The following is a 23,615-nucleotide window of genomic DNA, read 5'->3' as shown; positions in this document are numbered from 1 at the left end:
TGGTCACCTTGGCGTCGCCGGTCGCGGGGCCGATACTGACCGAGCGTTCAGTTACCCACGAGTAATGCGCCGATCCCCGGAGGCTGAGATGGCCCGACTCGCCCAGACGCCCGGCCTGACCGATGTGCAGCGGTCGATCCTGGAAACCGTCCGGGAGTTCGCCGACAAGGAGATCATTCCGCACGCCCAGCGGCTGGAGCACGCCGACGAGTACCCCGCCGACATCCTCGACGGGATGCGCGAGATGGGGCTGTTCGGCCTCACCATCGACGAGGAGTACGGCGGGCTCGGCGAGTCCCTGCTGACCTACGCCCTGGTGGTCGAGGAGCTGTCCCGCGGCTGGATGTCGATCTCCGGCATCGTCAACACCCACTTCATCGTGGCGTACCTGATCTCCCAGCACGGCTCGGCCGAGCAGAAGGCCCGGCTGCTGCCGAGGATGGCCACCGGCGAGGTGCGCGGCGCGTTCTCGATGTCAGAGCCGGAGTGCGGCTCCGACGTCTCGGCGATCAAGTCGAAGGCGGTCCGCGACGGCGACAACTACGTGCTCAACGGCCAGAAGATGTGGCTGACCAACGGGGCGTACTCCTCGGTGGTGGCCACCCTGGTCAAGACCGACACCGGCGCCGACTCGGTCTACGGCAACATGAGCACCTTCCTGCTGGAGAAGGAGCCCGGCTTCGGCGAGACCGCCCCCGGCCTGACCATCCCCGGCAAGATCGACAAGATGGGCTACAAGGGCGTCGAGACCACGGAGATGGTGCTCGACGGGGTGACCGTCCCGGCCTCCGCCGTGCTCGGCGGAGCGGAGAAGGTCGGCCGCGGCTTCTACCAGATGATGGACGGCATCGAGGTCGGCCGGGTCAACGTCGCCGCCCGCGCCTGCGGCATCTCCGTCCGCGCCTTCGAACTGGCCGTCGCGTACGCCCAGCAGCGCCGCACCTTCGGCCAGCCGCTCGCCCGGCACCAGGCCATCGCCTTCAAGCTCGCCGAGATGGGCACCAAGATCGAGGCCGCGCACTCGCTCATGGTCAACGCCGCTCGGCTCAAGGACGCCGGCCAGCGCAACGACGTCGAGGCCGGCATGGCCAAGCTGCTCGCCTCCGAGTACTGCGCCGAGGTCGTCCAGGAGGCCTTCCGCATCCACGGCGGCTACGGCTACTCCAAGGAGTACGAGATCGAGCGGCTGATGCGGGAGGCCCCCTTCCTGCTCATCGGCGAGGGCACCTCGGAGATCCAGAAGACCATCATCTCCCGCGGCCTGCTCAAGGAGTACAAGCTCTGACGGGCGTGCCGGTCACCCGCCGGCCGGCGCGCCGGCCGGCTCCGGCGCGGTGACCGGCAGCCCCACCGCTAGCGCTTCCGGCCGAGCCCGGAAGTGGTCGATCGCGGCCAGCAGCCGCTCGTCAGAGACGGCCACGCCGCGGCCACCGACCACGGGCGCCGGCTCCAACGCCTTGCGGACGATCAGGCGCAGCCGTACGCCGTCCACCCGGCCGTCCACCACGGCGAGGCGCGCCCGGTCGATGTTCGACCACGCGTACTGCCGGTCGCGGTGCCGGACCCCGCTCGCGGTCAGCGCCAGCCGGCCGGTGAACCGGGCCTCGCCGTACGCGACCCGGCCCAGCCCGGCCGCGACGCCGACCAGCAGCACGGCCCGGGCGTCCCGGGCCGACCCCGGCCCGTCGGGCAGCAGCGAGATCAGGGCCACCGCGACGGGCGTCGCCCAGGCCAGTTCCGTCATCTGCACCGCCCAGCCCGCCAGCGACCGCCGGGCCACCAGGCCGCTCTCCACGGCGTACCGGCCGGCCACCCGGGGCCGCCAGACCAACCGGGCCGACCGCCGGGGCCACCAGTGCCCCTCCGCCAGCCGCAGCCCGGTCGCCAGCCAGACGGGGAACTGCAGGTCGTGCACGTCGAGTTCCGGGCCGCCCAGCAGCACCCCGGCGGCCGCGGTGAAGACCACCGCCGCGACCGCCAGCGCCAGCAGCCGCCGGGGCCAGAGGCCACCGCCGGAGACGTACGCCGTCGCCCTGGCCGGCCCCGAGACGGACACGGCGGTAGGGTACGTCGCCCCCGCCACCGTCGTCGTCCCTGATGGTCCGGGAGTTGTCGCGGGACCGGGTCGCCATGGCCCGGCGTGGCTCTCCGGCCGGGTGAGACCCACCGTCAGTTGCCGGCGGGCCCGGGCGACCAGCGCGTGGGGGTCGTCGGCGTAGAGCCGGACCTCGGTGACGGCTCCGCTCGGCCCCTTGGGCAGCGAAACGGCGAGCGGCTCCCGCAGGACGACGTCGACGCTGGTCTGGCTGCCCGCGCTGATGTGCAGGACGATCCCGTCGTCCGCCGCCTCGAGCTGGACCGCCCGGCTGGAGGGCAGCGACCGGTAGCGGGCGTCGACCCGGGCGACGGCCGGCCAGGGCAGCACGAAGTCGACCGACACGCCGTTGCGGACGCGCAGGCCGGTGGCGCCGACGACGTGCGGGTGGACCCGCAGGCTGGCGAAGAGCCCGATCATCCACAGCAGGTCGGGCTGCTGGCGATCATGGAAGGACTGGGCGTCTACCTGCTCGGCGGGCACTACCCGCCGGAGACCGCGCTCGCCGCGCTCGATGCCCAGCTGGACCTGGTCTTCCACCAGGACGAGCCGGGGCAGCGACCAGCGCGAGCCGGCCCGCTCAGCCGAGCCGGGTGAGGCCGCCGGCGGCCCGTTCGACGACGAGGCAGCGGTCCTCGACGTAGTCGATGCCGGCCTCCTCGGCGATCCGCCGCGCCTCGGCCGAGAAGATGCCGAGCTGCAGCCAGACCGCCGGGGCGCCGATCGCCACCGCCTGCCGGACCACGTCGACCGCGTCCCGGGCGGGCCGGAACACGTCGACCAGGTCGACCGGGTGCGGGATGTCGGCCAGCGACGGGTACGCCTTCTCGCCGAACAGTTCGTCCACCGTCGGGTTCACCGGGATGATCCGCCAGCCGTACTGCTGCATCTGCAACGGAACGCGGTGCGCGGCCTTGCCCGGATCGCGGGACGCGCCCACGACGGCGATCACGGTGGAGTCGGCGAGAATCTGCTGAGCTGAGCGCATCAGCCGAGCGTATCCCCGCGGCCCACCTCCCGCGCCGGTCACCCGACGACGGTCGGCCGGCGGCGTTACCACCACAGACGTGGCCGCGGACGTCGCGAACGGCCACGCTGCCGGTACGTCAACTCTGTCCAGTGCGCCGATCGCTCTCGAGAGGGCCGGGCGCATCAGCCGCGCCGCCGGGCGTTCCCCGAACCGGTGGATGCACCATGCCGCGACCATCATGACCACGATCAGGCCGAGTCGGCGCGGAAGATACGGCAGGTGGGCCAGCTCCGCGAGGACCGTCCAGCCGACGTACTGGTGGATGAGGTAGAGCGGATACGTGAGGGCCCCGGCCACGCTGAGCCACTTCCAGCTCAGCCGCAGCCAGCCCGGTGCCACCGCCGCCATCAGCGCGAAGAACAGGGCCAGCATCAGGGCGGCTGGCCAGCCCGGCAGGTCGGCACGCCCGGAGAGCTTGTTCGCGCGGACGGCCAGCCCGACGACGTGGTTCGCCGAGAGCAGGAAGCAGACGCCGACGAGGCCCCACAGCAGCAAGGTCTGGCCGTACCGGTGGATCAGGAAGAACGCGATACCGGCGATGAAGTACGGCGCCCACGCCGAGACGAGGACGGTGTTGGCGACGCCCGGGGTTTCATCGTGAGCACGGCACCGAAGAGCCAGGCGACGCAGAACACGACGGCCCGCCGGTAGGTCACGCCGAACACACGACGGCCGAGAAGAGCAGGTAGAACCGCAGCTCGGCCCAGAGCGTCCAGTAGACGCCGTCGATCGACCGTACGCCCACCCCACCCTGCAGCATGGTCAGGTTGACGGCGATCTCACCCAGGGACGGTGCCTGGCGGACCTCCCAGATCAGCAGGACGGCGCTGGTCAGCAGCACGCCGAACCAGTACGCGGGAAACAACCGCACGATCCGCGAGGTCGCGAACTGCCCCACCGTGTGGCCCATGCTGCTCATGCAGATCACGAAGCCGCTGATGAGGAAGAAGAGCTCGACCCCGAGCCAGCCGTACGCGGTGGGCATGGAGACGAAGCCGAAATAGTGGTAGCTCACCACCATCAGCGCGGCGAAGAGACGCAGGCCGTCGAGCACCCGGATCGGACATGCCGGCCGGGTAAGGCCCTCTGTCGTCGCCCCGGCCCACCGGCCGGTGGTCCTAGAGCAGGGTCAGCTGTTCGGCCGGGGCTGGCGACGGTGGCTCGGGCAGCCGTCGGTTGTCGCCGACCTCGGCCCGGTGCAGCCCGTGCCGACGGGCCGCCATCCGCACCCGCGCGGTCAGCTCCCGCTGATACGCCTGCGGCGCGTACGCGCCCGCCTGGTAGAGCTGGCGGTAACGGGGGACCAGCTGCGGGAACTCCCGGGCCAGCCAGTGCGCGTACCACTCGCGGGCGCCGGGGCGCAGGTGCAGCGCCAGGGGCGTCACGCTGGTCGCCCCGGCGGCGGCGATCGCCGCCACGGTCGACTCGACCGACTCCTCGTCGTCGCTGAGGCCGGGCAGGATCGGGGCCATCAGCACGCCCACCTCGAACCCGGCGTCGGTGAGCTGGCGGACCGCTTCCAGCCGTCGCCGCGGACTCGGGGTGCCCGGCTCGACGGCGCGCCACAGCTCCTCGTCGACGAAGCCCACCGAGAAGGAGAGACCGACCCGGGTGACCTCGGCGGCCCGGCGCAGCAGCGGCAGGTCCCGCAGGATCAGCGTGCCCTTGGTGAGGATCGAGAACGGGTTGGCGAAGTCGCGCAGCGCCTCGATGATCGGCGGCATCAACCGGTAGCGCCCCTCGGCCCGCTGGTAGCAGTCCACGTTGGTGCCCATCGCGACGTGCGCGCCGCGCCAGCGCGGGGCGGCCAGCTCGCGCCGGACCAGCTCGCCGGCGTTGACCTTGACGATCACCTTGCGGTCGAAGTCTGCCCCGGCATCCAGGTCAAGATAGGTGTGGGTGGTTCTCGCAAAGCAGTTGTGGCTTACCACCCCGTTGGCAATGAAGTCACCGGTCCCCGTGGTGATGTCCCACAGCGGCAGCTCCAGCCCGAGGTCCTCGATGCTCACCACCTGCAGCTTGGCTTTGCACTTCAGGGCTGCTCCCTCGACCGACCGCTTGCGGGTGATGGCGGGATCGGTGAGGTGGAAGAAGCGCAGACGCTCTGGTAGACCGCCGGTGAGGCGAATGTAGCGTAGGCGATTTGTCTGCTTGCGATCTTCCAGGACGGCGGCGAATCCGAAGGCGCGCAGCGCCCGCACCGTGTGGTCGAGAATCTGATCGTCGCAGTTGCAGATCCGCAGGATGCCGCCGCTGCAACTGCCTTCGGCGTCGAAGATGCCGGCGAGAAAGCCGCGTTGCCAGTCACTGCTGGGGTCAGCCGGCCATCGGATCATCTGCCTGATGGCCTCGACATCCCGGCGTTTGCCAGTGCGAATTGCGACCATGGCTCGCCTCGTCGCACTGGCCGGAGAGAAGGAGTGACGCCGCGTTTCGATGCCTGCGGCGGCGAGAAACCGTTCTGCGCGATCCAGCGCCTCGTCGTCCGCCAATGCCAGTCGGAACTGGTGCACTGGGCTGGTCCGGTTGCGATTCGGGTAGGTGCCGATGCTGGCATCGCCACGCACCATGCCGCAGAGGTAGCCGCGACGGTAGTCGGCCGACTCCTTAGGCAAGGTCGTGAAGCGGCCGGTGCCGATCAGACGGTTGTTCGTGGTCAGATAGGGACGCTGATCAGCTCCGTTCATCGTCCCGGTGACGTACTTCCAACCTCGGTCGGACAGGAACCGATGATCGCCGCTGGCGACCAGTGTGGTGCCGTCCTCCAGTGTGACCCGGAAGGCCGGCTTCATCGTGGACCACTTGTCGAGGACCGTGGTGACGACGTAGCGGCGGTAGGCGCCGCGACGTTCAGTGCCGTAGATCCGGTCCCCGATCTCCAGGTTACGGATTTCCTTGGTCCGCCCGTCTGCCATCAGAACGGGAGTGTCAGAGGACATGCAGTAGCGGCAGGCATGTGAGCAGCCCCGGTACGGGTTGATCGTCCACTCGAACGGAACGCGGGACTCGCCGGGCACCCGGTTGATGATCGACTTTGCCCGCACCTCGTAGAAGGTCATCCCGGCGAAGCCCGGGGTGTCGAACGTGCGGGCGATCGCGCCGGGGAGCGCCAGCGGCAGGGGTGGAGTCGCTGGCGCTGCCCCGTCGGGATTCCCCTCGTCCGGGGGAGCGGAGAGGTTCTCCCAGCGCATGGACCTCATTCGAACACGCGTACGAACGATGTGCAAGTGACTCGCCGGACACCGGTGCCCGGCGCGCGCCCGGCGGGTGGAGGATGGGGGCATGGAGACGTCGACCTTCGTCTACGACGGCGACTGCGCCTTCTGCAGTCGCTGCGCCGAGTTCATCGAGCGCCGGATCCCGACCGGCGTCCGCGTGCTGCCCTGGCAGTTCGCGGACCTCGCCGCGCTGGGCCTGACGGAGGCCGAGTGCGAGGAGGCGGTGCAGTGGGTCGGCGCCGACGGCTCCCGCGCGGCGGGTCCCGACGCCATCGCCAAGCTGCTGGGCGACAGCGCGCCGCTCTGGCGGTTCGCCGGGGCCGGCCTGCGTTTCCCACCGGTACGGGCGGCCGCCTGGCCGGCGTACCGCTGGGTGGCCCGCAACCGGCACCGGTTGCCGGGCGGCACCGCGGCGTGCTCGCTGCCCCAGGAGGCCCGCGAACGCCTCTACGGCCCGACCGGCCGGCCCACCGCCGGCTCCTGACCCGCCGCTTCGCACGCCCCGGGACCGCCACCCGGCTGGGCCTCGTCCCGGTCCCTGATCGACGCACCAGCTCGGTGACGTGGCGGCAGCCGGGAAGCGCCCTGCCGCACCAGCTCGGTGACGTGGCGGCAGCCGAGGGCCGGCCCGCTACGGCGTGGCGGGTCCGACCGCCGGCCCGGGGCCGGTCAGGACGGTCGGCGGGTGCGCCTCGTCGTCCGGCCTGGTCCGGGCCCCGGACCGGCGGCGGGTGAGCAGGCGACGCGCCCAGAGCACCGGCCGGACCTTCTCCAGCGGCAGGAAGCTGGTCATCGCCACCAGGTGCGGGGCGAACGAGATGGTGATCGTCGCGACGGTGACCAGGTGGAACGAATAGAAGAAGGCCACCATCGCCAGCCGCCACCGCTCGGGCAGCACGAACACCACCGGGCTGAGCAGTTCGAAGGCGAGGATGCCGAACTGGGCGACGATCAGCAGGTGCGGTACCTGGGCGATCAGGTCCGCCAGGTCGGTGCCGCGTCGGATGATCGCGCGCGCCAGCACCGAGCCCGTCGCCCAGTCCAGCCCGCCGAACCGGAACTTGGCCCAGGCCGCCAGGAAGTAGGTGCAGATCACCGCGATCTGGGTGACCCGCAGCGCCCAGCCGCCGGCCTCGGTGCGGGTGGCGTCGCCGTGCCGGGCCCGTCCGGCGGTGGGCAGCGCGGCCAGCGCGACGAGCAGTCCGACCCGGTCGTGGTCGACCTTGCCGTAGCTCATCGCGACGATCATCCACTCGAAGTAGAGCGCGAAGACCGCCCAGCCGAGCAGTCGGGGCGCCCGTCCGGTCGCGGCGAGCAGGGCCAGCGCCAGCAGCGCCCAGAAGAGCACGCCGACCAGCGCCGGGGTGGGGGTGGGCAGCGGAAGCAGCCGGCCGATCAGCAGCGGGTGGTACAGCTCGCCGGGCACGTCGACGCGACTGCGCACCCAGGGGGTGAAGACGACCAGGTCCGCGGCGACGAAGAGGTAGACCAGGGTGCGGAAGGCGGCCACCCGGCCGCGGGGGACCGCCTCGGTCAGCCAGCCGGTCATCGGCCGGCCTGCCAGCGCACGGCGGTCTCGTCGGTCCACCGGCCGGTCGGGCGGCCGTCCCGGATGCCGTACCAGCGGATGACGATTCGCACCTCGACCAGCGCGGGCGCGGCGGGGTGCCGTTCGGCGTACGCGTCGGCCACCTGGCGCAGCAGCGCGGGGTCGGCGGCGTAGCGGCCCTGCTGGCCCTCGATCTCGGCGCGGCGGATGCCGGTGGCGTCCTGGCCCAGGTCGACCACCGCGCCGGTGCGGTCCACGCCCTCCACCCGGGTGTCCGGCGCGGGCGCGTCCGGCGGGTCCGAGGTGGAGTACATCCGGAAGGGGCCGAACGGGAAGTCGTCGTCGGTGCCGCGGACGGTGCCGACGATGAGCAGCGCCAGCCCCAGCGCGGTCGCGCCCAGCCGGACCGCGCGCCCGCGGGTGGTCAACGTCTCCATCGGTTGGGGACGATACGGGATCGGGGCGGCCGGAAGATGTCCTTCCGTCGTCCATTCCTCGCTGGCCGTGTCGGCGGTCGGGGCGTCCGGAGGGCGGCGGGGAAGTGCGGAAACGGCACCGGCCGGGCCCCCGTCGGGGACCCGGCCGGCGCCGGAGTGGTTCAGTGCTTGTGCTCGGCCATCTGCTTGCGGACCTCGTCCATGTCGAGCTGCTCGACCTGCTCGATCAGGTTCTCCAGCGCCGACTCCGGCAGGGCGCCCGGCTGGTTGTAGACGATCACGCCGTCCTTGATCGCCATCACCGTCGGGATCGAGCGGATGTTGAACTTGGCACCCAACTCCTGCTGCGCCTCGGTGTCGACCTTGCCGAAGACGATGCCCGGGTGCTTCTCCGACGAGCGCTCGTAGACGGGAGCGAACCGCTTACACGGGCCACACCAGTCGGCCCAGAAGTCGAGCAGGACGATGCCGTCGCTCTCGGTCACCTCGTCGAAGTTGGCCGTGGTCAGCTCAACCGTTGCCATTGCACTCTCCGATCAGCGCGGATTACTACGTCCACTGGAACCAGGGCGGGTGACGTCGAATTCCCGGCCCGGGCGTGCCGAAACTCTCAGCAGTGGACCGGTGACGGAGGGAACCATCGAATGATATCTGTCCGTTCCGGTGTGCGGACCGCAAGTGCACGACGCACTTGCGTGACCAGACGTGATGGGAGCGCTTCCAAGGAGATCGCCGCATGCTGCTGCTACGAAGCGGTAACTTGACGCTTGACAAGGACCGATCGGGCTTCCCGAGATCGCCTGGCCGATTGACTACGACCACTCTGTGTAGTGTTACAAAAGGATAAATGTGACGCCCGTCTCTGTCCGCCCGGCGTCGGTGTACGGCAGAATCTGTCGCATCAGAGCGTGGGCGGCGGGTGCCGGGGAGGGCCCCGCCGCTCATTGCGTCTCCCCCCCGGTTGTGGTCGCTGTGACATTTCCTCACCGCCAGCGCCCCGGTCGTCGCCTTAACAAGCGGTAAGGCATGCTGTGCCGAACTCCATCGCCGCCCGTCGAAGGGGACAAGGATGCAGTTCGGCCGCTACTACGAGGAGTTCGAGGTCGGCGCGGTCTACCGGCACTGGCCGGGCAAGACGGTCACCGAGTACGACGACCACCTCTTCTGCCTGCTCACCATGAACCACCACCCGCTGCACATGGACGCCCACTACGCCGAGACGGCGAGCCAGTTCAAGCGCAACGTGGTGGTCGGCAACTACATCTACTCGCTGCTCCTCGGCATGTCCGTGCCGGACGTCAGCGGCAAGGCGATCGCCAACCTGGAGATCGAGTCGCTGCGGCACGTCGCTCCCACCTTCCACGGCGACACCATCTACGGCGAGACCACCGTGCTGGACAAGCGGGAGTCCGCCTCGAAGCCCGACCGCGGCGTGGTCGCGGTGGAGACCCGCGGCTACAACCAGGACGGCACGCTGGTCTGCGTCTTCCGCCGCAAGGTCATGGTCCCCAAGAAGGAGTACGCGGCGGCCGCCGTGCCCGACGGCGTCGACCCGGAGCGGCCGAGCTTCCCCGAGCCGCGCTGACCTCCGGCACGACCCAGGGCCCCTTGCCCACCGCGTTCCGGTGGGGAAGGGGCCCTTTTCGCTGTCCGGGGCATATGCTGACGCCGGAGGTCCCCATGAGCCACTCCGTCGCCGGAGAGCCGCCCTCTGCCGGCCGTCGTGCCGCACCGCTGACCACCGCCGTCTACTCCGCGGCGGAGTGGGACCTGCTGACCGACCTGCCGGGCCGCGTCCTCGTCGCCGCCGCCTCGTCGGGTCCGGGACGGCCGCCCCGGGGGGTCGCCGCCGGACTCGCCGGCCTGGACGCGGTGGCGGCCGGCCGGGGCTTCGACAGCGACCTGGTCCGCGCCGTGGTCGCCGCGATCTACGCCCGGCACGACGGGACCGCCCCGCGGGACGAGCGCCTCACCGACCTGGTCGACCTGCTGGCCGCCTGCCGGGCGGCAATACGCGTGCTCGACCGCCGCGCGGACCCGGCCGACTCGGCCGCGTACCGGCAGTGGGTGGAATCGGTCGCGGCGCGGGTCTGCCGGTCCGCCGCCGGTGAGTCGAGCCCGGCCGACCGGCGCTTCCTCGACCGGCTGGGCGGTGCGCTGGGGCTGCGCTGAGCCCTGGCCGACCACGCCGGGACCCGATCGGCACCGGGCTGGGCGCGGCCGCACCGACCGCCGGGCGGATCAGCCGTCCCGCTGAGTGAACCGCGGCTCGGCGAGCACCAGCCGGCCGAGCACCTTGCCCGCCTGGTCGTAGAGGACGCAGACGGCACGCTGCCCGGCGGGCGCGTCCGCCACCATCGACCGACCGGGGCGGGCCGCCCAGAACAGGGTTGTGCCGGGGTCTCCGCCCCAGGGCGCCACGGTGAGCGTGGCCGTCGGATAGCCCGGTTGGACGATGGTCGCCCGCGCCACCCGGGCCGAGGCGAACCCGAAGGTGATCAGCCGGCCGTCCGGGGCGGGCCGCTCGCGTACCTCGAAGAAGGGTAGCGAACGGTCGTCTCCGTAGGCCGAGCGGAAGTTCTCGTCCTCGGGCAGGGGGTGGTAGCGGCCGGTGCGGGTGTCGAACCAGGCGGTGTCGATGATGTGGCTGGTGGACGGGCTGAGCATCAGCTCGTCGTCGCCGATCCGCATGCCCGTGCGCAGCACCCGGTCCATCGGCCGGGCGCTCGGATTCGGCCACGGTCCGGGGGCCGGGCCGGCCGCGGTGCTGGCGCTCGTCGCCCGGTCGGCGGCGGTCGTGCTCGCCGTGCCGCCCGGCCCGGTCGCGTCGGTGGCCGGGCCGCAGCCCGCCGTCGCCAGGCCGGCGAGCACAGCCGTCGTCGTGATCCGTACCCGTGCGTTCATCCCGCACCCCCGTCCGTGGCCGAAGCCTAGGTGGCGGAGGGTCGGGCCGGGGCCCCGCGCGGTGACGGAGACCGGACACCGGCCGGCCGCGGGCGGAACCCTCGGCGCGGGGGCGGCCGGCAGGGGCCGTACCCTCTGAAAACCGTGACCGGTGACCAGCTCGACGTGGGTGTGGGGCCGTGGCCCGGCGACCTCCCGGACGACCCGCGGTACGACCCCGAACTGCTCGCCGAGGGCGACCGGCGCAACGTGGTCGACCGCTACCGCTACTGGCGGCGGGAGGCCGTGGTGGCCGACCTGGACCGGCGTCGGCACGACTTCCACGTGGCCATCGAGAACTGGCAGCACGACTTCAACATCGGCACGGTGGTCCGCAACGCCAACGCCTTCCTCGCCGCCGAGGTGCACATTGTCGGCCGTCGGCGGTGGAACCGACGGGGCGCCATGGTCACCGACCGGTACCAGCACGTCCGGCACCATCCGACGATCGAGGAGTTCGTGGCCTGGGCGGCGGCCGAGCGGCTGCCGGTGGTCGGCATCGACAACCTGCCGGGCTCGAAGCCGCTGGAGAGCACCACCCTGCCGCGCCGCTGCGTCCTCCTCTTCGGCCAGGAGGGGCCGGGCCTCTCGGACGCCGCCCGGTCCGCGTGCGACCAGCTCTTCTCCATCGCCCAGTACGGCTCGACCCGCTCGATCAACGCCGGGGTGGCCAGCGGCATCGCCATGCACGCCTGGATCCGCTCGCACGCCGGCCCGCCGCCGGACCGACCCGCACCCGACTGCCGTGCCCTCCCGGACGGCCCGGCGGACTGAATCCCCTGGCCGTCCGTCCGCTCCGCTTGACGGGCCGTCCGCCCGGGGTGACGGTGGGGGTGTGAGTGTCGCGGTGAGTTGTCCGAGATGTGCGGGGCCGGTACGCGAGCCGGACCTGATGCACGGTGAGTCACGCTGCCTGCGGTGCGGGCCGGTGTCCCCGCTCCACGTGCCCGAGCACATCGGCGCCGAGATCGTGGCGAGCGTGGTCGACCAGGTGGTGGCCGCCGCCGACCCGCCCGACCGGCCGGGTGTGCCGCTCTGGTGCCCGTGGCCGCTCCCACCCGGATGGACGCTGACCGGGGTGGCGTGGGCCGGGGACGAGCGGGGCGGCGTGCGGGCCACGGCGGTGGCCTGCGCCGGCCCGGCGCCGCTCGACGGTGGACCGGCCGACCTGCTCTTCGTCGCCGAGGAACCGGGCGTCGGCCTGGGCACCCGGTTCGCCGGCATGCCGGGGCCGGACCCGGGACCCGAGCTGGCGGCGGCGCTGACCGATCCCGGCCCTGGTCACGCCGAACGCGTACCGCACGCCAAGATCCGGGTGGGCGGCCATCCCACTCCACTGTGGCTGGTGAATTCCCCGACGGATCGAAGTGCGTACGCCGGCGAGGCTCGGGGAATGTGGCTCCATGCGATAGCCTGGCCGGCGAGTGCGGGTCACCTCCTCGCGGAAGAAGTCGTGCTGCACGACCTCGCCGAGTGGACACCGCCCGAACTCGTGTACGGCGCACCCTCTCCGTACCTGCACGGAGCGGCCTGACCGGCCGTTTCCGGGCGAGTCGGAGTACATACGCAGATATTCACTGTACGACACCATACTGATACTCTGGGTGCCGCAGCGGTAAAACGGACCCGGCTCCGTGCGAGAGGATGGCCCGCTATGAAGAAGGTCCTCACCTGGGCCGGCATCGCATTCCTGATCTTCTTCGTTGCGTACCGGCCGAACTCCGCCGCCGACGTCTTCAAGTCGCTCGGCGGCGGCATCATGGACATCGCTCAGGGCTTCGGCGACTTCTTCACCAGCCTCGTCGCCTAGCCGCCGATGGGAAGCCCCTCCGGTCCCCCCTTCGACCCCGACGATCCCGACCGGGAACGCCGGGAGCGCGACACCGAGCCGATCCCCCGGATCGGGCCCGACGACGGGCCCGGCTACGGCGCCGGCCCGGGCCTCGGCGACGGCCCCTCCCTTTCGGACGACGTCGGCTACGGCGACGGGCCGGGCTACGCCGGCGAGGGCCGCTCCGGACGGGCCTGGATCCGGGACCCGGAGGCCGGCTACCAGCCGCCGCAGATCTCCGAGGACGAGCTGGCCGGGCTGCGCGCCGACGCGGCCGGCATGACCCCCCGCCGGGTGCTGCCGCTCGAGGACGAGCCCAGCTCGCTGGTCGCCCGCTACCTCTTCCCCACCGAGCGCTACCGGGGCGAGTGGAAGCGGCACTGGATCCACCTCTCCACCCCGATCATCGTCGGCATCGTGGCGACCTTCGTGCTCGGCTACCTCTCCGGCTTCCTCGCCGGGCGGGACGTGGGCGCGTTGACCACCGTCGCGGTGCTGCTCTGGTTCGCGGTGATGGCCTGGGTCGCCTGGCGGGTCGCCGACTGGTGGTACGACCGCTTCATCCTCACCAACAAGCGGGTGATGGTGGTCAACGGGATCATCACCCGGCGGGTCGCGATGATGCCGCTGGTCCGGGTCACCGACATGAAGTACGAGCAGACGCCGACCGGCCGCGCGCTCAACTACGGCACCTTCGTGCTGGAGTCCGCCGGCCAGGAGCAGGCCCTCCGCGAGATCAAGAATCTGCCCAACCCGAACGAGCTCTACCTGCGTGTGGTCGAGGAGATGTACGAGCCGCAGGCGGTCGAGGCGCGGTTGGGCAAGGAGGCGGACGAGGCCAAGGCCGACGACGGGGCGTGAAACTTTTCGTCCGAACATCGGATGAACTGCGCACCATTTGCCGTCGACTCGACCCTCCCGGCCGTGGCAGCCTGCCATGGAGGACGGGGCGCGGAGGTGAGCGGTGGCGAGCAGGGACCCGCTGGAGGAGGAGTTCCGCGAGTTCGTCGCGGCCCGCTCCGGTGCCCTGCTGCGCACCGCCTACCTGCTCGCCGGGGACTGGGCGACCGCCGAGGACCTGCTCCAGACCGCGCTGACCAAGACCTACCTGGCCTGGAAGCGGCTCGGCGGGATCGAGGCCATCGAGCCGTACGCCCGCAGGGTCCTGGTCAACACCTCCACCAGCTGGTGGCGACGCCGGTGGCACGGTGAACGCCCCACCGACGTGCTGCCCGAGCGGGCCGGCGTCGACGAGATCGAGCAGCAGCTCGACCGCGACGCGCTCTGGCGGCACCTGAGCGCGCTGCCCGCCCGGCAGCGGGCCGTGCTGGTGCTCCGCTTCTACGAGGACATGTCCGAGGCGCAGACCGCCGCCCTGCTGGAGATCTCGCCAGGCACCGTCAAGAGCCAGACCTCGCGGGCGCTGTCCACCCTGCGCCGCCGGCTCGGCTCCCAGGCCGCCCTCGGCCTGCCGGCCGAGGACGGTACGCCGCCCACCCGGCCGGCGCCGCGTACCCCGGAACGCCCCCGACCCGCGGCGGCCCCGACCCGCGCGGCGGCCCCGGCTCCCGCGGTGGCCCCGACCCGCGCTGCCAGCTCGTCCGCGGCCCGGGCGGCCGCCCTCGCAGGCCGTTCGGCCGCCGCCCGACCCGCCACCGTGCCGGTGGAGACCCGATGAGCCGGACGCCGAATCCCTGCGACAACCAGACCGCGGGTCCGGAGCGTCCATTCGCCGTGACGCAGGACGAGCTGGAGCGGGCGCTGCGGGAGACGTTCGCCCGTCGGGTCGCCGCGCCGGCGCCGCTCGCCGCCGACCCGGCCGCCCTGGCCATCCGCCGGGCCAACCGGGCGGTACGCCGGCGCGCCCTGACCGGCCTCGCCCTGGCGGGGGCGGCCACGGTGCTCGTCACCACGGGCATGGCCCAGCTCGGCGACCGGCCCGGCCACCAGGGCAGCCCCACCGTGGTGCTCGGCGACCCCCGCAACCCGCCGGCGTCGCCGCTGCCGACCTCGTCCCCGCCCACGCCGCCCATGAAGGGGCCGGTCCGGGCCGAGCTGGATCTGGTCGTCGGCTCCTGGATCGAGGGCAGCGGGGGTGTGCGGCGGGAGCTGACCGGCGTGGGCCCGGTCGACCGGGCGCAGCGGGTCGCCGACTACGGCGGCTGGCTCGTCACGTCGGTGGCCAGCGCCGCCGGTCGTACCCTCTGGTGGGTCCCGCCCAACGGCAGCGCGCCGCAGGTGCTGCTGGCCGGCGCGGACGCGATCGCGCTGGCCCCGGACGGGCGACAGGTTGCCTGGCGCGACGGCCGGGACGTGCTCGCCGCCGGACTGGTCGGCGGCCAACTCCTCGCGACCATCCGCACGCCGGCCCCGGACGGGGCGGTGCCGGTCGGCTTCGCCGGTGACACGGTCCTGGTCCGGCAGCCCGGTCAGGGCGGCTTCGCCGTCTGGCCCCGGATGGCCGGTGCGGTGCCGTCCACCCCAGCCCGGAGCGTGCTGAACGTCTACGGCGTGCTGCCCGACGGTCGGGTGGTCGGCCAGGTCTCCGCCGGTACGCCCCGACGACCCTGCCTGGCCCTGCTCGACCCGGCCCGCGGCCTGACCCCGGTACGCACCGGCTGCGGTCCCGAGCTGGGCACCGACGGCCGGGGCGGGGTGTCCACCGACGGCCGGTGGCTGCTGGTGAACGGGGCCGCGAAGGACGCCCTCCTGGTCGACCTGAACACGCTCGGCTCGACGGTGTCCGCCCGGCCCGCCGGGCCCGCGCTGACCGGCGTGGTGGCCTGGACGCCAACCGGCACCGCGCTGCACGTCGACGGCGACGGCGAGCTCGTCCGGGTCCGGGTCGAGCGGGTGCTGGCCGGTGAGCGGCCCGAGGCGGCGCCGGTCGGCGGCGTCGCCCCCGGCGACCGGCCGGTCCTGGTCAGCGACACCGTCTCCTGACCCGGCGGCCATCTGCCCGGACCGGTAGCGTCGGCGGATGACCGCGGCGCCCCGGATCGACCTGCACACCCACTCCACCGCCAGCGACGGCACCCTCAGCCCCGCCGAGCTGGTCCGGGCCGCCGCCGACGCCGGGCTCGACGTCGTGGCCGTCACCGACCACGACACCACCGCCGGCTGGGACGCCGCCGTACGCGCCCTGCCGCCCGGGCTCACCCTGATCCGCGGCGCCGAACTCTCCTGCCGCTGGTACGGGGTCGAGCCGGCGATCCCGCTGCACCTGCTCGCGTACCTCTTCGACCCGACCGAGCCGGAGCTGGTCGCCGAGCTGGCCCGGGTGCGGCTGGCCCGGGAGGTGCGCGGCGAGCGGATCGTCGCGCTGCTGCGGGCCGACGGCATCGACGTGAGCTGGCCCGAGATCCTGGCCGGCGCGGCCGGCGGGACGGTGGGCCGGCCGCACATCGCCCAGGCGCTGATCCGGGCCGGGCTGGTGACGACCACCACCGAGGCGTTCGGGCCGGAGTGGCTGGGGGCGCGGTACCGGCTGCCCAAGGAGGACATCGACGTCTTCCGGGCGGTGGCGCTGGTGCGGGCGGCCGGCGGCGTCCCGGTGTTCGCCCACCCGCGGGCGAGCCGGCGGGGCCGGATCGTGCCGGACGAGCTGATCGTGGAGCTGGCCGCGGCCGGGCTGGCCGGCCTGGAAGCCGACCACGAGGACCACTCGCTCGCCGAACGGGCGCACGTCCGCGGGCTCGCCGCCGAGCTGGGCCTGCTGGTCACCGGGTCGTCGGACTTCCACGGCACACACAAGACGGTCCGGCTCGGCGCGTACACCACCGACCCCGGCGCGTACGAGCGGATCGTCGCCGCGGCCAGCGGGGTGACCCCGGTCGCTTCAGGCTGAACCGCCTGGACGGCGCGGCTACCGTGTCCGGGTGGATCTCAAGCTGTTCGGCGAGGTCTTCGTGACCCTGCTGGTGATCGTCGACCCGCCGGGCATGATGCCGATCTTCCTCGCGCTGACCGGGCCGCTGCCGGCCCGGGACCGGAACCGGGCCGCCTGGCAGGCCGTCGCGCTGGCGCTCGGGGTGATCGTGATCTTCGCGGTGGCCGGGCAGACGCTCCTCGCGTACCTGCACGTCGACCTGCCGGCGTTGCAGGCCGCCGGCGGGCTGCTGCTCATCCTGGTCGCCCTGGAGCTGCTCACCGGCAAGGCGGACGACCCCAGTCAGCAGGTGACGTCCAACATCGCCCTGGTGCCGCTGGGCACCCCGCTGCTGGCCGGCCCGGGCGCCATCGTGGCCACCATGCTCTTCGTTCAGCGGGCCGGCGGGCTGGCCGACTACACCGCCATCGCCGCCGCGATCGTCGCGGTCATGGTGGCGGTCTGGATCGTGCTGCGCTTCTCCGGCGGGATCGTCAAGATCCTCCGGCCGGGCGGGATCGAGGTGCTGACCCGGATCGCCGGCCTGCTGCTGGCCGCCATCGCGGTGCAGCTCATCGCCGACGCGATCGCCGCCTTCGTGACCCAGTACCTGACCATGAACTGACCCGGCCCGACCGTGAGCCGGCCCGCCGTCGCCGGGGTGTCGTACCGGGGTGGCAGGATCTCAGGCGTGCGACGACCCTCCCCGACCGGACGACCGGGCACCGGCGGCCGGGCCCCCCGGCCCCGCGCCGAGCAGGCCGAGCAGCTCGGCTTCGAGGGCATGCCGGAGCGACTCTTCGTCTGCACCCCCAGCAAGCTCGGCGCGTACGCCGACTGCCCGCGCCGCTACCGTTACTCCTACGTCGACCGTCCGGCGCCGCCGAAGGGGCCGCCTTGGGCGCACAACTCGCTCGGCGCCAGCGTGCACACCGCCCTGAAGAACTGGTACGCGCTCGCCCCGGAGCGCCGCCGGCCGGAGGCCCTGGCCGCCCTGCTCCGTGGCACCTGGGTCCGCGAGGGCTACCGCGACGACGAGCAGGAGCGGGACGCCTACCGCCGGGCGCTGACCTGGCTGGAGTCGTACGTCGCCGGCCTGGATCCCGGGGAGGAGCCGCTCGGCGTGGAGCGGGTGGTGGCGGTCAAGACCGGTGTGCTGGCCTTCAACGGCCGCACCGACCGGATCGACTCCCGCCCCGGCGCGGACGGCCCTGAGCTGGTCATCGTCGACTACAAGACCGGCCGCACCGGCCTGGACGCCGACGACGCGCGCGGCTCGCAGGCGCTCGCCCTCTACGCGTACGCGGCCGAGCGGGTGTTCCGCCGGCCCTGCCGCCGGGTCGAGCTGCACCACCTGCCCACCGGCACGGTCGCCGCGCACGACCACACCCCCGAGTCGCTGGCCCGCCAGCTCAGCCGGGCGGAGGAGGCCGCCCGGGACATCATGGCCGCCGAGCGGGCGGTCGCCGAGGGCGCCGATCCGGACGAGGCGTTCCCCACCACCCCCGGTCCGCGCTGCGGCTGGTGCGACTACCGCCGCACCTGCCCGACCGGTGCCCAGACGCCGGGCAAGGACCCCTGGGCCGCCGTGGAACGGCTCGCCGAGGACTGACGTTCAGCCCCGCCCGCGGGGTGGGCGACGGCGTCCCCGCTCGCGGAATGCCCTGGGGTCCGGGCCGCAGGACACCCCGGGATGCCGCACACCGAATCGATCGAGGGCCGACTCAGCCGGCGGTGGCCGGGTCGGCGAGACGGGCGGCGCGCTCCTTCGCCGCCTGCTGCAACGGCCCCTCCCGGTAACGGCGGGGCAGCGCGGCCAGGGCGAGCCTCAGCGCCCGGACACTCAGGTCGGCCGAGAGCGCGGTGGTGGGCAGCCCCAGGCCGCCGTACAGCCGGCGCGCCCAGGCCGGCAGCAGCCCCAGCGCGGTGCCGGCGATCCCCAGGTACGCCCACCTCGGCGGACCCAGGTGCAGGCCCAGCTTCACCGGCAGGCTGAGCTTCCACGGGATCGGCGGGGCGGTGAGGAAGAGCGCCGTCTCGGCCGCCTCCCTGGTCATCCGCAGGTCGCCGCGGATCCGCCGGTAGTAGTCGGCCACCTCCGCGGCCGTGCCGGGCACGTCCGCCGGGTCCAGCCCGACCAGGGCCGCCGCCCGACGCTGCTCGGTGTAGTAGCCGTCGACCTCGTCGTCGGTCAGGGCCAACCCTGCCCGGCGGGCCGTGCTGACGAAGGACTCCACCTCGGTGACGTGCACCCAGCGCAGCAGGTCCGGGTCGTCGATCCGGAACTCCTCACCGGTGAACGGGTCGCGGGCCCGCAGCCGGGCGTGCAGCGTACGCAGCCGGCGGCCCGCCGCCTCCGCCTCCGCCGTGGTGCCGTAGACCGTGGTCGCCACGTAGGTCGCGGTGCGGACCAGGCGACCCCAGGCGTCGGTCTGGTAGCTGCTGTTCTGCGCGACCCCCGCCATCGCCCTGGGGTGCAGCGCCTGCAGGTAGAGCGAACGCAGGCCGGCGATGATCAGGATCGGCTCCTCGTGCACCTTCCACGTGACCGATCCGGGACCGAAGAGGCCGAGGTCGTCGGAGTCCACCGATCAAGAGTGCCACGCCCGTGCCCGATGCGGGCAGGCCGGGACGTCGGCGACGTGTCCTCGCCAGCCGGGACGGGCCGGCGTGCCCGACGTCAGTGGTCGGCGGAGCGGCGGGCCTGGCAGGTGGGGCAGAGGCCCCAGAAGGTCACTTCCGCCTCGTCCACCTCGAACCCGTGGGCGGTGTTCGGGTCGAGGCAGGGAGCGCTGCCGGTCGCGCAGTCGATGTCGGCGATCTCGCCGCAGCCCCGGCAGACCACGTGGTGGTGGTTGTCCCCGACCCGGGCCTCGTAGCGGGCGGGACTGCCGGCCGGCTCGATCCGGCGGGACAGCCCGGCCCGGGAGAGCGCGCCGAGCACGTCGTAGACCGCCTGGGTGGACACCGAGTCCAGCCGCTCGCGGACCCGGCGGGTGATCTCGTCGACCTCCAGGTGACCCCCGGCGGCGAGCACGTCCAGCACGGCGAGGCGCGGTCGGGTCACCCGCAGGCCCCTCGACCGGAGCAGCTCCTCACCACTGGACATGACGTAATGACAGCACGGGCTCACCGGGGCGACAAGTGACCCGGCACCGGGGTGGCCCGGCACACAGCCATCGGGTGAACCGGTTTCCGGTGAACCGCGACCCCGGCCACCGCGTGTACCGCAGTGACGAGCAGCGACGGCCGTCACAGCGTCGTACTCTGATCGCTCGCGGTACCCGTCCACTCGCCGGAGGTGTCGGTGTTCAGGGAAGTCAATGGTCTGCCGGGTCACGTCCTGGTCATCCACGCCGTGGTGGTGCTGGTGCCGCTGCTGGCGCTGCTCTCCGTCGCGTACGGGGTGCTGCCCCGCTGGCGGTCCCGCTTCGGCTGGGCGGTGGCCGTCCTCGCCGTGCTGACCCCGATCGTCACCTTCGTGGCCACCGAGTCCGGCGAGGAGCTGCAGGAGGTGCTCAGGAGCCGCGGCTACCCGCCGGAGGGCCTCCAGAAGATCCACGAGCACTCCGAGTACGGCGACACCCTGCTCTGGTTGACCGTCGCCCTCGCCGTGGCGGCCCTCCTGCTGCTGTTGCTGACCAGCGGCCTCGAACGGGTGCGCGGGTTGCCCACCTGGCTCGTCTGGGCGCTCACCGCGGTCATCGCCGTCCTCGCGGTGTTCGCGCTGGTGTACGTCTATCTCACCGGGGACAGCGGGGCCAAGATGGTGTGGAGCAACATCGTCTGACGCCGGGCTGCCCGGCTCAGAAGACCACCCGCGAGCAGAGCAGACAGACCAGCAGGACCAGCACCACCGCGGCCACCGCGCCGACGCCGTAGGTGAGCCGCTGGGACTGCTGCTCGGCGTTGTCCATGCCGGCCATGTCCTGCGGGGGTAGCTGTCGCGGCGGCGGCACCTGCACGTGCACCGGCGGTCGCCAGCCGGGCGGCGGCGGGACGGTCGGCGGGGGACCGGTGTAGCCACCCTGCCCGGCCGCCGCGCCGCTGCCCGGGCCGACCGCAGGTCCACCGGCGCCCGGTCCCGCCGGGCCCGGGGCCGGCAGTGCGGTCCCGTCCGTCGGCGGTGGGGCCGTTCCGTCGGTCGGTTGCTGGTCCGGCGGGCACCGCCAGAACTCGTCCCCGGGGCTGGTCCCGCTCGGCGTCGTCACGCCGTCCGACGCTACCAATGGCTCGGCCGGCCGGCTCCCCGACGCGGCCGGCGATCGCCCGATGACCGGGCGCCGCTCCGCCGCGCCCGACTCCCCGACGCGTCGGCTGATCTTTCCGGCGATGGGGTGCTGGTCCGCGAGCCGCCGCGTGCGCCGGGTTGCTTCCGTCCGGCGGTATCCTTGCCGTTCGTGAGCACCGAGGACCCCGGCGTGCGGGGCGCGCGCGGCGACGACGACCGGACGGTCGACCTCAGCGACGACTTCGTGGTGTTGCCCGAGCAGACGGCGGACGACACCGACCGTGGCTGGGGCGAGCGGGCCGGCGGCAACGACGACTGGCTGCTCGCGGAGCGCCCGCCGCACTGGGACTGACCCGCGCCGGGACTGACCCGCACCGGGAAATAGCCGCACGGGGAAATAGCCGGCACGGGCACTGATTGGCTCGCGCCGCCATCGGCGCGACCGGTTCAGCCCCGGACGACCACGGCGAACCGGCTCCCCTCGGGCAGGCCGACGGCCCGCTGGGCCTGCTCGGGCCGTAGCGCCAGGTAGAGCGCCGACGACCCGTCGGCCGTGTCCGCGCCCACCACGTCGAGCACCAGCGCCCGGGTGGCGAGGAGGACAGCCGCTCCGGCCGCCCCGCCGGCCGGTACGACGAGCAGGTCCACCCGGGCGCCCGGGTGGAGCACCGCGAGCGCGGCCGGCTCGGCCAGCCGTACCGGTACCCCCACCGCGCCGTCGGGCAGCGGCAGTGCCCCACCACGCGACCCGGGCGGGGCGGCGGTCGGGTTGGCCGACGGGGTCGGAGCGAGGGTGGCCGGCACCGCCCCGGGCGGGCACCCGGAGGGTGTCCGCAGGACAGCGGCGGCCAGGCCGAGCAGCATCGCGACGAGCGTCACCCGGAGCAGTGTCCCGCCCCGGGGCAGCCCGCGCCAGCGCGCCGGACGCAGTGATCCCTCGCTCGCCGTCACGCCAGCGCCTCCCCGCCTGGGCCGCCCGGGCGCCGCCGTCCGGACAGCGCCCACTCAGCAGGCTAGGAGCGGGAGGGCTTGGAGGCAGGCCGGCGCCGGTCGCCTGTGGACAACTGGCCCGCCTGTGGACAACCCCCACGTCGGCCGGACATGTGCTATGCCCGCGGGTCGGCCGGGCCGGCGCTCAGCGCCGGGCGGCCGGAGCCGATCGGGCCGGTCCGGACAGGTGATCAACGCGGGCTCGCCGTTTGGGGGCGTCGGCGGGACCGGGATGACCCCACCTGGCCGACCTTGACTGGATCGACTCCGGGCGCGAGCCGGCGGGCGGCCGGCTCGCGCGGCGATGTCAGGACGAGGAGCTGGAGGTGCTGGCGGCCGGGGTCTTGGCGGCTCCGCCGCTGGACGAGCCGGTCGACGTGCTGCTCGACGAGCCGGAGTCGCCGCCGGAGGTGGACTCCGACTTCGCCGCCTTGGTCGGGGTGCTCGACGCGGTGTCCGAGCCCGACGAGCGGGAGTCGGTGCGGTAGAAGCCCGAGCCCTTGAAGACGATGCCGACCGAGTTGAAGACCTTGCGCAGCCGCCCCTCACACGCCGGGCACTCGGCCAGCGGCTCGTCAGAGAAGGACTGCACCGCCTCGAGCTGGTGGCCGCACGCGGTGCAGGCGTACTGGTACGTGGGCACGTTCTCCTCCGGATCTGGCACGGCCTGTTGGCACTCGACGTATTCGAGTGCCAATGGTGCGTCATCGGGGCCGGGTTCGTCCAGCGGAAGCGGGCCGTCCCACACCGGGTGCCTCCGCAAGGGTACGCAGCCCGCCGGCGGGCGTTATGACGGCGCGGACGGGGCGGTCGTGCGGCTGGGCGGGGATGCTCGCCACCAGCTCCCCGTCGTGCAGCAGCGCCACCGTGACGGTCGCCACAGGCACCCGGGCCAGCGCCCGGTCGTACGAGCCGCCGCCGCGGCCCAGCCGCAGCCCTCGATGGTCGACCGCGAGGGCCGGGACGACCACCAGCTCGGCGTCGGCCACCGCCGACCGCCCCAGCCGGGGGCCGGCGGGCTCGCGCAGCCCTCGCCCGGCCGCCACGAGCGACTCCGGGGCCGTGTAGGCCGCCCAGTCCAGGTCCAGATCGTCGCGGAGCACCGGCAGCAGCAGCTCGGCCGCCGGCTCCAGCGCCGCCCGAAGCACCGCCGGCAGGTCCGGACCACCGGGTTCCGAGCCGACCGGGACGTACGCGGTCATCCGGGCCGGGCGCAGCCGGCGTACCAGGGCGACCAGCTCGGCCTGGACGCGCGTCGCGGCGTCGGCGCGCTGCGGACCGGTCAGCGCCCGACGGCGGGCGAGCAGCGCGACCCGCGCCTCCCGCTTCGCCTCATGCGTCACTTCCGCTTCATCCGCGAAATCCGGCAACGCAACACTCCTCACGCAACGCTCGCCTGACGGTAGCTCTGTGTCAGCATCGC

At 73.2% G+C, this 23,615-nt stretch carries 30 protein-coding genes; 16 read left to right on the top strand and 14 right to left on the bottom strand.

Going from position 1 to position 23,615, the window contains the following annotated elements; all coding sequences use genetic code 11:
• Positions 1–88 precede the first annotated feature (88 nt).
• Positions 89–1,285, top strand: a complete 1,197-nt coding sequence (locus OG799_RS25535) for an acyl-CoA dehydrogenase family protein (protein ID WP_406038274.1) — start codon at positions 89–91, stop codon at positions 1,283–1,285.
• 12 nt (positions 1,286–1,297) lie between these two features.
• On the opposite strand, the gene OG799_RS25530 is transcribed toward OG799_RS25535, so the two are convergent.
• A complete protein-coding gene (locus OG799_RS25530) occupies positions 1,298–2,515 on the bottom strand; it encodes a hypothetical protein (protein WP_406038272.1) in 1,218 nt (405 codons plus the stop codon).
• Between the two features lie 27 nt (positions 2,516–2,542).
• On the opposite strand from OG799_RS25530, the gene OG799_RS25525 reads away from it, so the two are divergent.
• Positions 2,543–2,692, top strand: coding sequence for a hypothetical protein (locus OG799_RS25525; RefSeq protein WP_406038270.1), 150 nt, complete (start codon positions 2,543–2,545; stop codon positions 2,690–2,692).
• Here the strand turns inward: OG799_RS25525 and OG799_RS25520 are convergent.
• The 3 genes from OG799_RS25520 to OG799_RS25510 form a co-directional block, all read right to left on the bottom strand.
• Positions 2,676–3,083 carry a CoA-binding protein gene (locus OG799_RS25520; protein WP_406046403.1) on the bottom strand — a complete coding sequence of 136 codons (408 nt, stop codon included), beginning with the start codon at positions 3,081–3,083 and terminating at the stop codon, positions 2,676–2,678. The two genes, OG799_RS25525 and OG799_RS25520, sit on opposite strands and share 17 nt — an antisense overlap.
• A 694-nt stretch (positions 3,084–3,777) precedes the next feature.
• The gene (locus OG799_RS25515; protein WP_406038268.1) at positions 3,778–4,179 is read right to left on the bottom strand and encodes an acyltransferase family protein; all 402 of its coding nucleotides are present in this window, start codon (positions 4,177–4,179) and stop codon (positions 3,778–3,780) included.
• Between the two features lie 64 nt (positions 4,180–4,243).
• On the bottom strand, positions 4,244–6,316 hold the full coding sequence (locus OG799_RS25510; protein WP_406038266.1) for an intein-containing Rv2578c family radical SAM protein: 2,073 nt from the start codon (positions 6,314–6,316) through the stop codon (positions 4,244–4,246).
• Positions 6,317–6,407: 91 nt separating this feature from the next.
• Here OG799_RS25510 and OG799_RS25505 point away from each other — a divergent pair, with 91 nt between their 5' ends.
• A complete protein-coding gene (locus OG799_RS25505) occupies positions 6,408–6,827 on the top strand; it encodes a thiol-disulfide oxidoreductase DCC family protein (protein ID WP_406038264.1) in 420 nt (139 codons plus the stop codon).
• Between the two features lie 147 nt (positions 6,828–6,974).
• Here OG799_RS25505 and OG799_RS25500 read toward each other — a convergent pair whose 3' ends face one another.
• The 3 genes from OG799_RS25500 to trxA all read right to left on the bottom strand — a co-directional run bounded on the left by OG799_RS25500 (position 6,975) and on the right by trxA (position 8,853).
• On the bottom strand, positions 6,975–7,892 hold the full coding sequence (locus tag OG799_RS25500; protein ID WP_406038262.1) for an MFS transporter permease: 918 nt from the start codon (positions 7,890–7,892) through the stop codon (positions 6,975–6,977).
• The gene (locus tag OG799_RS25495) at positions 7,889–8,329 is read right to left on the bottom strand and encodes a hypothetical protein (RefSeq protein ID WP_406038261.1); all 441 of its coding nucleotides are present in this window, start codon (positions 8,327–8,329) and stop codon (positions 7,889–7,891) included. The genes OG799_RS25500 and OG799_RS25495 overlap by 4 nt, the downstream gene beginning before the upstream one ends.
• A 161-nt stretch (positions 8,330–8,490) precedes the next feature.
• Positions 8,491–8,853, bottom strand: a complete 363-nt coding sequence (gene trxA, locus OG799_RS25490) for a thioredoxin (protein ID WP_406038259.1) — start codon at positions 8,851–8,853, stop codon at positions 8,491–8,493.
• Between the two features lie 545 nt (positions 8,854–9,398).
• Here trxA and OG799_RS25485 point away from each other — a divergent pair.
• Complete coding sequence (locus tag OG799_RS25485) at positions 9,399–9,914, top strand: MaoC family dehydratase (RefSeq protein WP_242796585.1); 516 nt, start codon at positions 9,399–9,401, stop codon at positions 9,912–9,914.
• A gap of 95 nt (positions 9,915–10,009) precedes the next feature.
• Positions 10,010–10,501, top strand: a complete 492-nt coding sequence (locus tag OG799_RS25480) for a hypothetical protein (protein ID WP_406038257.1) — start codon at positions 10,010–10,012, stop codon at positions 10,499–10,501.
• Between the two features lie 69 nt (positions 10,502–10,570).
• Here OG799_RS25480 and OG799_RS25475 read toward each other — a convergent pair whose 3' ends face one another.
• Entirely contained in the window at positions 10,571–11,233 is a 663-nt protein-coding gene (locus tag OG799_RS25475) for a hypothetical protein (RefSeq protein ID WP_406038255.1), read from the bottom strand.
• A gap of 144 nt (positions 11,234–11,377) precedes the next feature.
• Here OG799_RS25475 and OG799_RS25470 point away from each other — a divergent pair, with 144 nt between their 5' ends.
• From OG799_RS25470 to OG799_RS25430, 9 genes are all read left to right on the top strand, one after another.
• Positions 11,378–12,046 carry a TrmH family RNA methyltransferase gene (locus OG799_RS25470; RefSeq protein ID WP_406038253.1) on the top strand — a complete coding sequence of 223 codons (669 nt, stop codon included), beginning with the start codon at positions 11,378–11,380 and terminating at the stop codon, positions 12,044–12,046.
• Between the two features lie 61 nt (positions 12,047–12,107).
• Positions 12,108–12,806, top strand: coding sequence for a DUF6758 family protein (locus tag OG799_RS25465; protein WP_406038251.1), 699 nt, complete (start codon positions 12,108–12,110; stop codon positions 12,804–12,806).
• A 120-nt stretch (positions 12,807–12,926) separates the two neighbouring features.
• The gene (locus tag OG799_RS25460; RefSeq protein WP_406038249.1) at positions 12,927–13,082 is read left to right on the top strand and encodes a hypothetical protein; all 156 of its coding nucleotides are present in this window, start codon (positions 12,927–12,929) and stop codon (positions 13,080–13,082) included.
• A 6-nt stretch (positions 13,083–13,088) separates the two neighbouring features.
• On the top strand, positions 13,089–13,964 hold the full coding sequence (locus OG799_RS25455) for a PH domain-containing protein (protein ID WP_406038247.1): 876 nt from the start codon (positions 13,089–13,091) through the stop codon (positions 13,962–13,964).
• A 103-nt stretch (positions 13,965–14,067) separates the two neighbouring features.
• A complete protein-coding gene (locus OG799_RS25450; RefSeq protein WP_406038246.1) occupies positions 14,068–14,781 on the top strand; it encodes a SigE family RNA polymerase sigma factor in 714 nt (237 codons plus the stop codon).
• Positions 14,778–16,046 (top strand): hypothetical protein, encoded by a 1,269-nt coding sequence (locus OG799_RS25445; RefSeq protein WP_406038244.1) that lies wholly within the window; start codon positions 14,778–14,780, stop codon positions 16,044–16,046. Before OG799_RS25450 ends, OG799_RS25445 begins: the two co-directional genes overlap by 4 nt.
• Positions 16,047–16,083: 37 nt before the next feature.
• Entirely contained in the window at positions 16,084–16,950 is an 867-nt protein-coding gene (locus OG799_RS25440) for a PHP domain-containing protein (protein ID WP_406038242.1), read from the top strand.
• Between the two features lie 31 nt (positions 16,951–16,981).
• Positions 16,982–17,596 (top strand): MarC family protein, encoded by a 615-nt coding sequence (locus tag OG799_RS25435; protein WP_406038240.1) that lies wholly within the window; start codon positions 16,982–16,984, stop codon positions 17,594–17,596.
• Positions 17,597–17,755: 159 nt separating this feature from the next.
• Positions 17,756–18,583: a RecB family exonuclease gene (locus OG799_RS25430; protein ID WP_406046402.1), complete on the top strand. Its 828-nt coding sequence runs from the start codon at positions 17,756–17,758 to the stop codon at positions 18,581–18,583.
• A 112-nt stretch (positions 18,584–18,695) separates the two neighbouring features.
• On the opposite strand, the gene OG799_RS25425 is transcribed toward OG799_RS25430, so the two are convergent.
• A complete protein-coding gene (locus OG799_RS25425) occupies positions 18,696–19,559 on the bottom strand; it encodes an oxygenase MpaB family protein (RefSeq protein WP_406038238.1) in 864 nt (287 codons plus the stop codon).
• Positions 19,560–19,651: 92 nt separating this feature from the next.
• The gene (locus OG799_RS25420) at positions 19,652–20,080 is read right to left on the bottom strand and encodes a Fur family transcriptional regulator (RefSeq protein ID WP_406038236.1); all 429 of its coding nucleotides are present in this window, start codon (positions 20,078–20,080) and stop codon (positions 19,652–19,654) included.
• 198 nt (positions 20,081–20,278) lie between these two features.
• Between OG799_RS25420 and OG799_RS25415 the strand changes: the two genes are divergently transcribed.
• Complete coding sequence (locus OG799_RS25415; RefSeq protein WP_406038234.1) at positions 20,279–20,761, top strand: DUF2231 domain-containing protein; 483 nt, start codon at positions 20,279–20,281, stop codon at positions 20,759–20,761.
• 16 nt (positions 20,762–20,777) lie between these two features.
• Here OG799_RS25415 and OG799_RS25410 read toward each other — a convergent pair whose 3' ends face one another.
• Positions 20,778–21,182 carry a hypothetical protein gene (locus tag OG799_RS25410; protein WP_406038232.1) on the bottom strand — a complete coding sequence of 135 codons (405 nt, stop codon included), beginning with the start codon at positions 21,180–21,182 and terminating at the stop codon, positions 20,778–20,780.
• Positions 21,183–21,371: 189 nt separating this feature from the next.
• On the opposite strand from OG799_RS25410, the gene OG799_RS25405 reads away from it, so the two are divergent.
• On the top strand, positions 21,372–21,554 hold the full coding sequence (locus tag OG799_RS25405; protein ID WP_406038230.1) for a hypothetical protein: 183 nt from the start codon (positions 21,372–21,374) through the stop codon (positions 21,552–21,554).
• A gap of 95 nt (positions 21,555–21,649) precedes the next feature.
• Here OG799_RS25405 and OG799_RS25400 read toward each other — a convergent pair whose 3' ends face one another.
• From OG799_RS25400 to OG799_RS25390, 3 genes are all read right to left on the bottom strand, one after another.
• Positions 21,650–22,153, bottom strand: coding sequence for a flagellar biosynthesis protein FlgA (locus OG799_RS25400; protein WP_406038228.1), 504 nt, complete (start codon positions 22,151–22,153; stop codon positions 21,650–21,652).
• A 346-nt stretch (positions 22,154–22,499) separates the two neighbouring features.
• Positions 22,500–22,856 (bottom strand): FmdB family zinc ribbon protein, encoded by a 357-nt coding sequence (locus OG799_RS25395; protein ID WP_406038226.1) that lies wholly within the window; start codon positions 22,854–22,856, stop codon positions 22,500–22,502.
• 40 nt (positions 22,857–22,896) lie between these two features.
• Entirely contained in the window at positions 22,897–23,562 is a 666-nt protein-coding gene (locus tag OG799_RS25390) for a 5-formyltetrahydrofolate cyclo-ligase (protein WP_406038224.1), read from the bottom strand.
• Positions 23,563–23,615 lie beyond the last annotated feature (53 nt).

Source organism: Micromonospora sp. NBC_00898, from assembly GCF_045207895.1.
In the GTDB taxonomy this organism is placed as follows: domain Bacteria; phylum Actinomycetota; class Actinomycetes; order Mycobacteriales; family Micromonosporaceae; genus Micromonospora.
The sequence above is the reverse complement of the archived record's forward strand: the minus strand, read 5'-3'. Positions and strand labels throughout refer to the sequence as shown.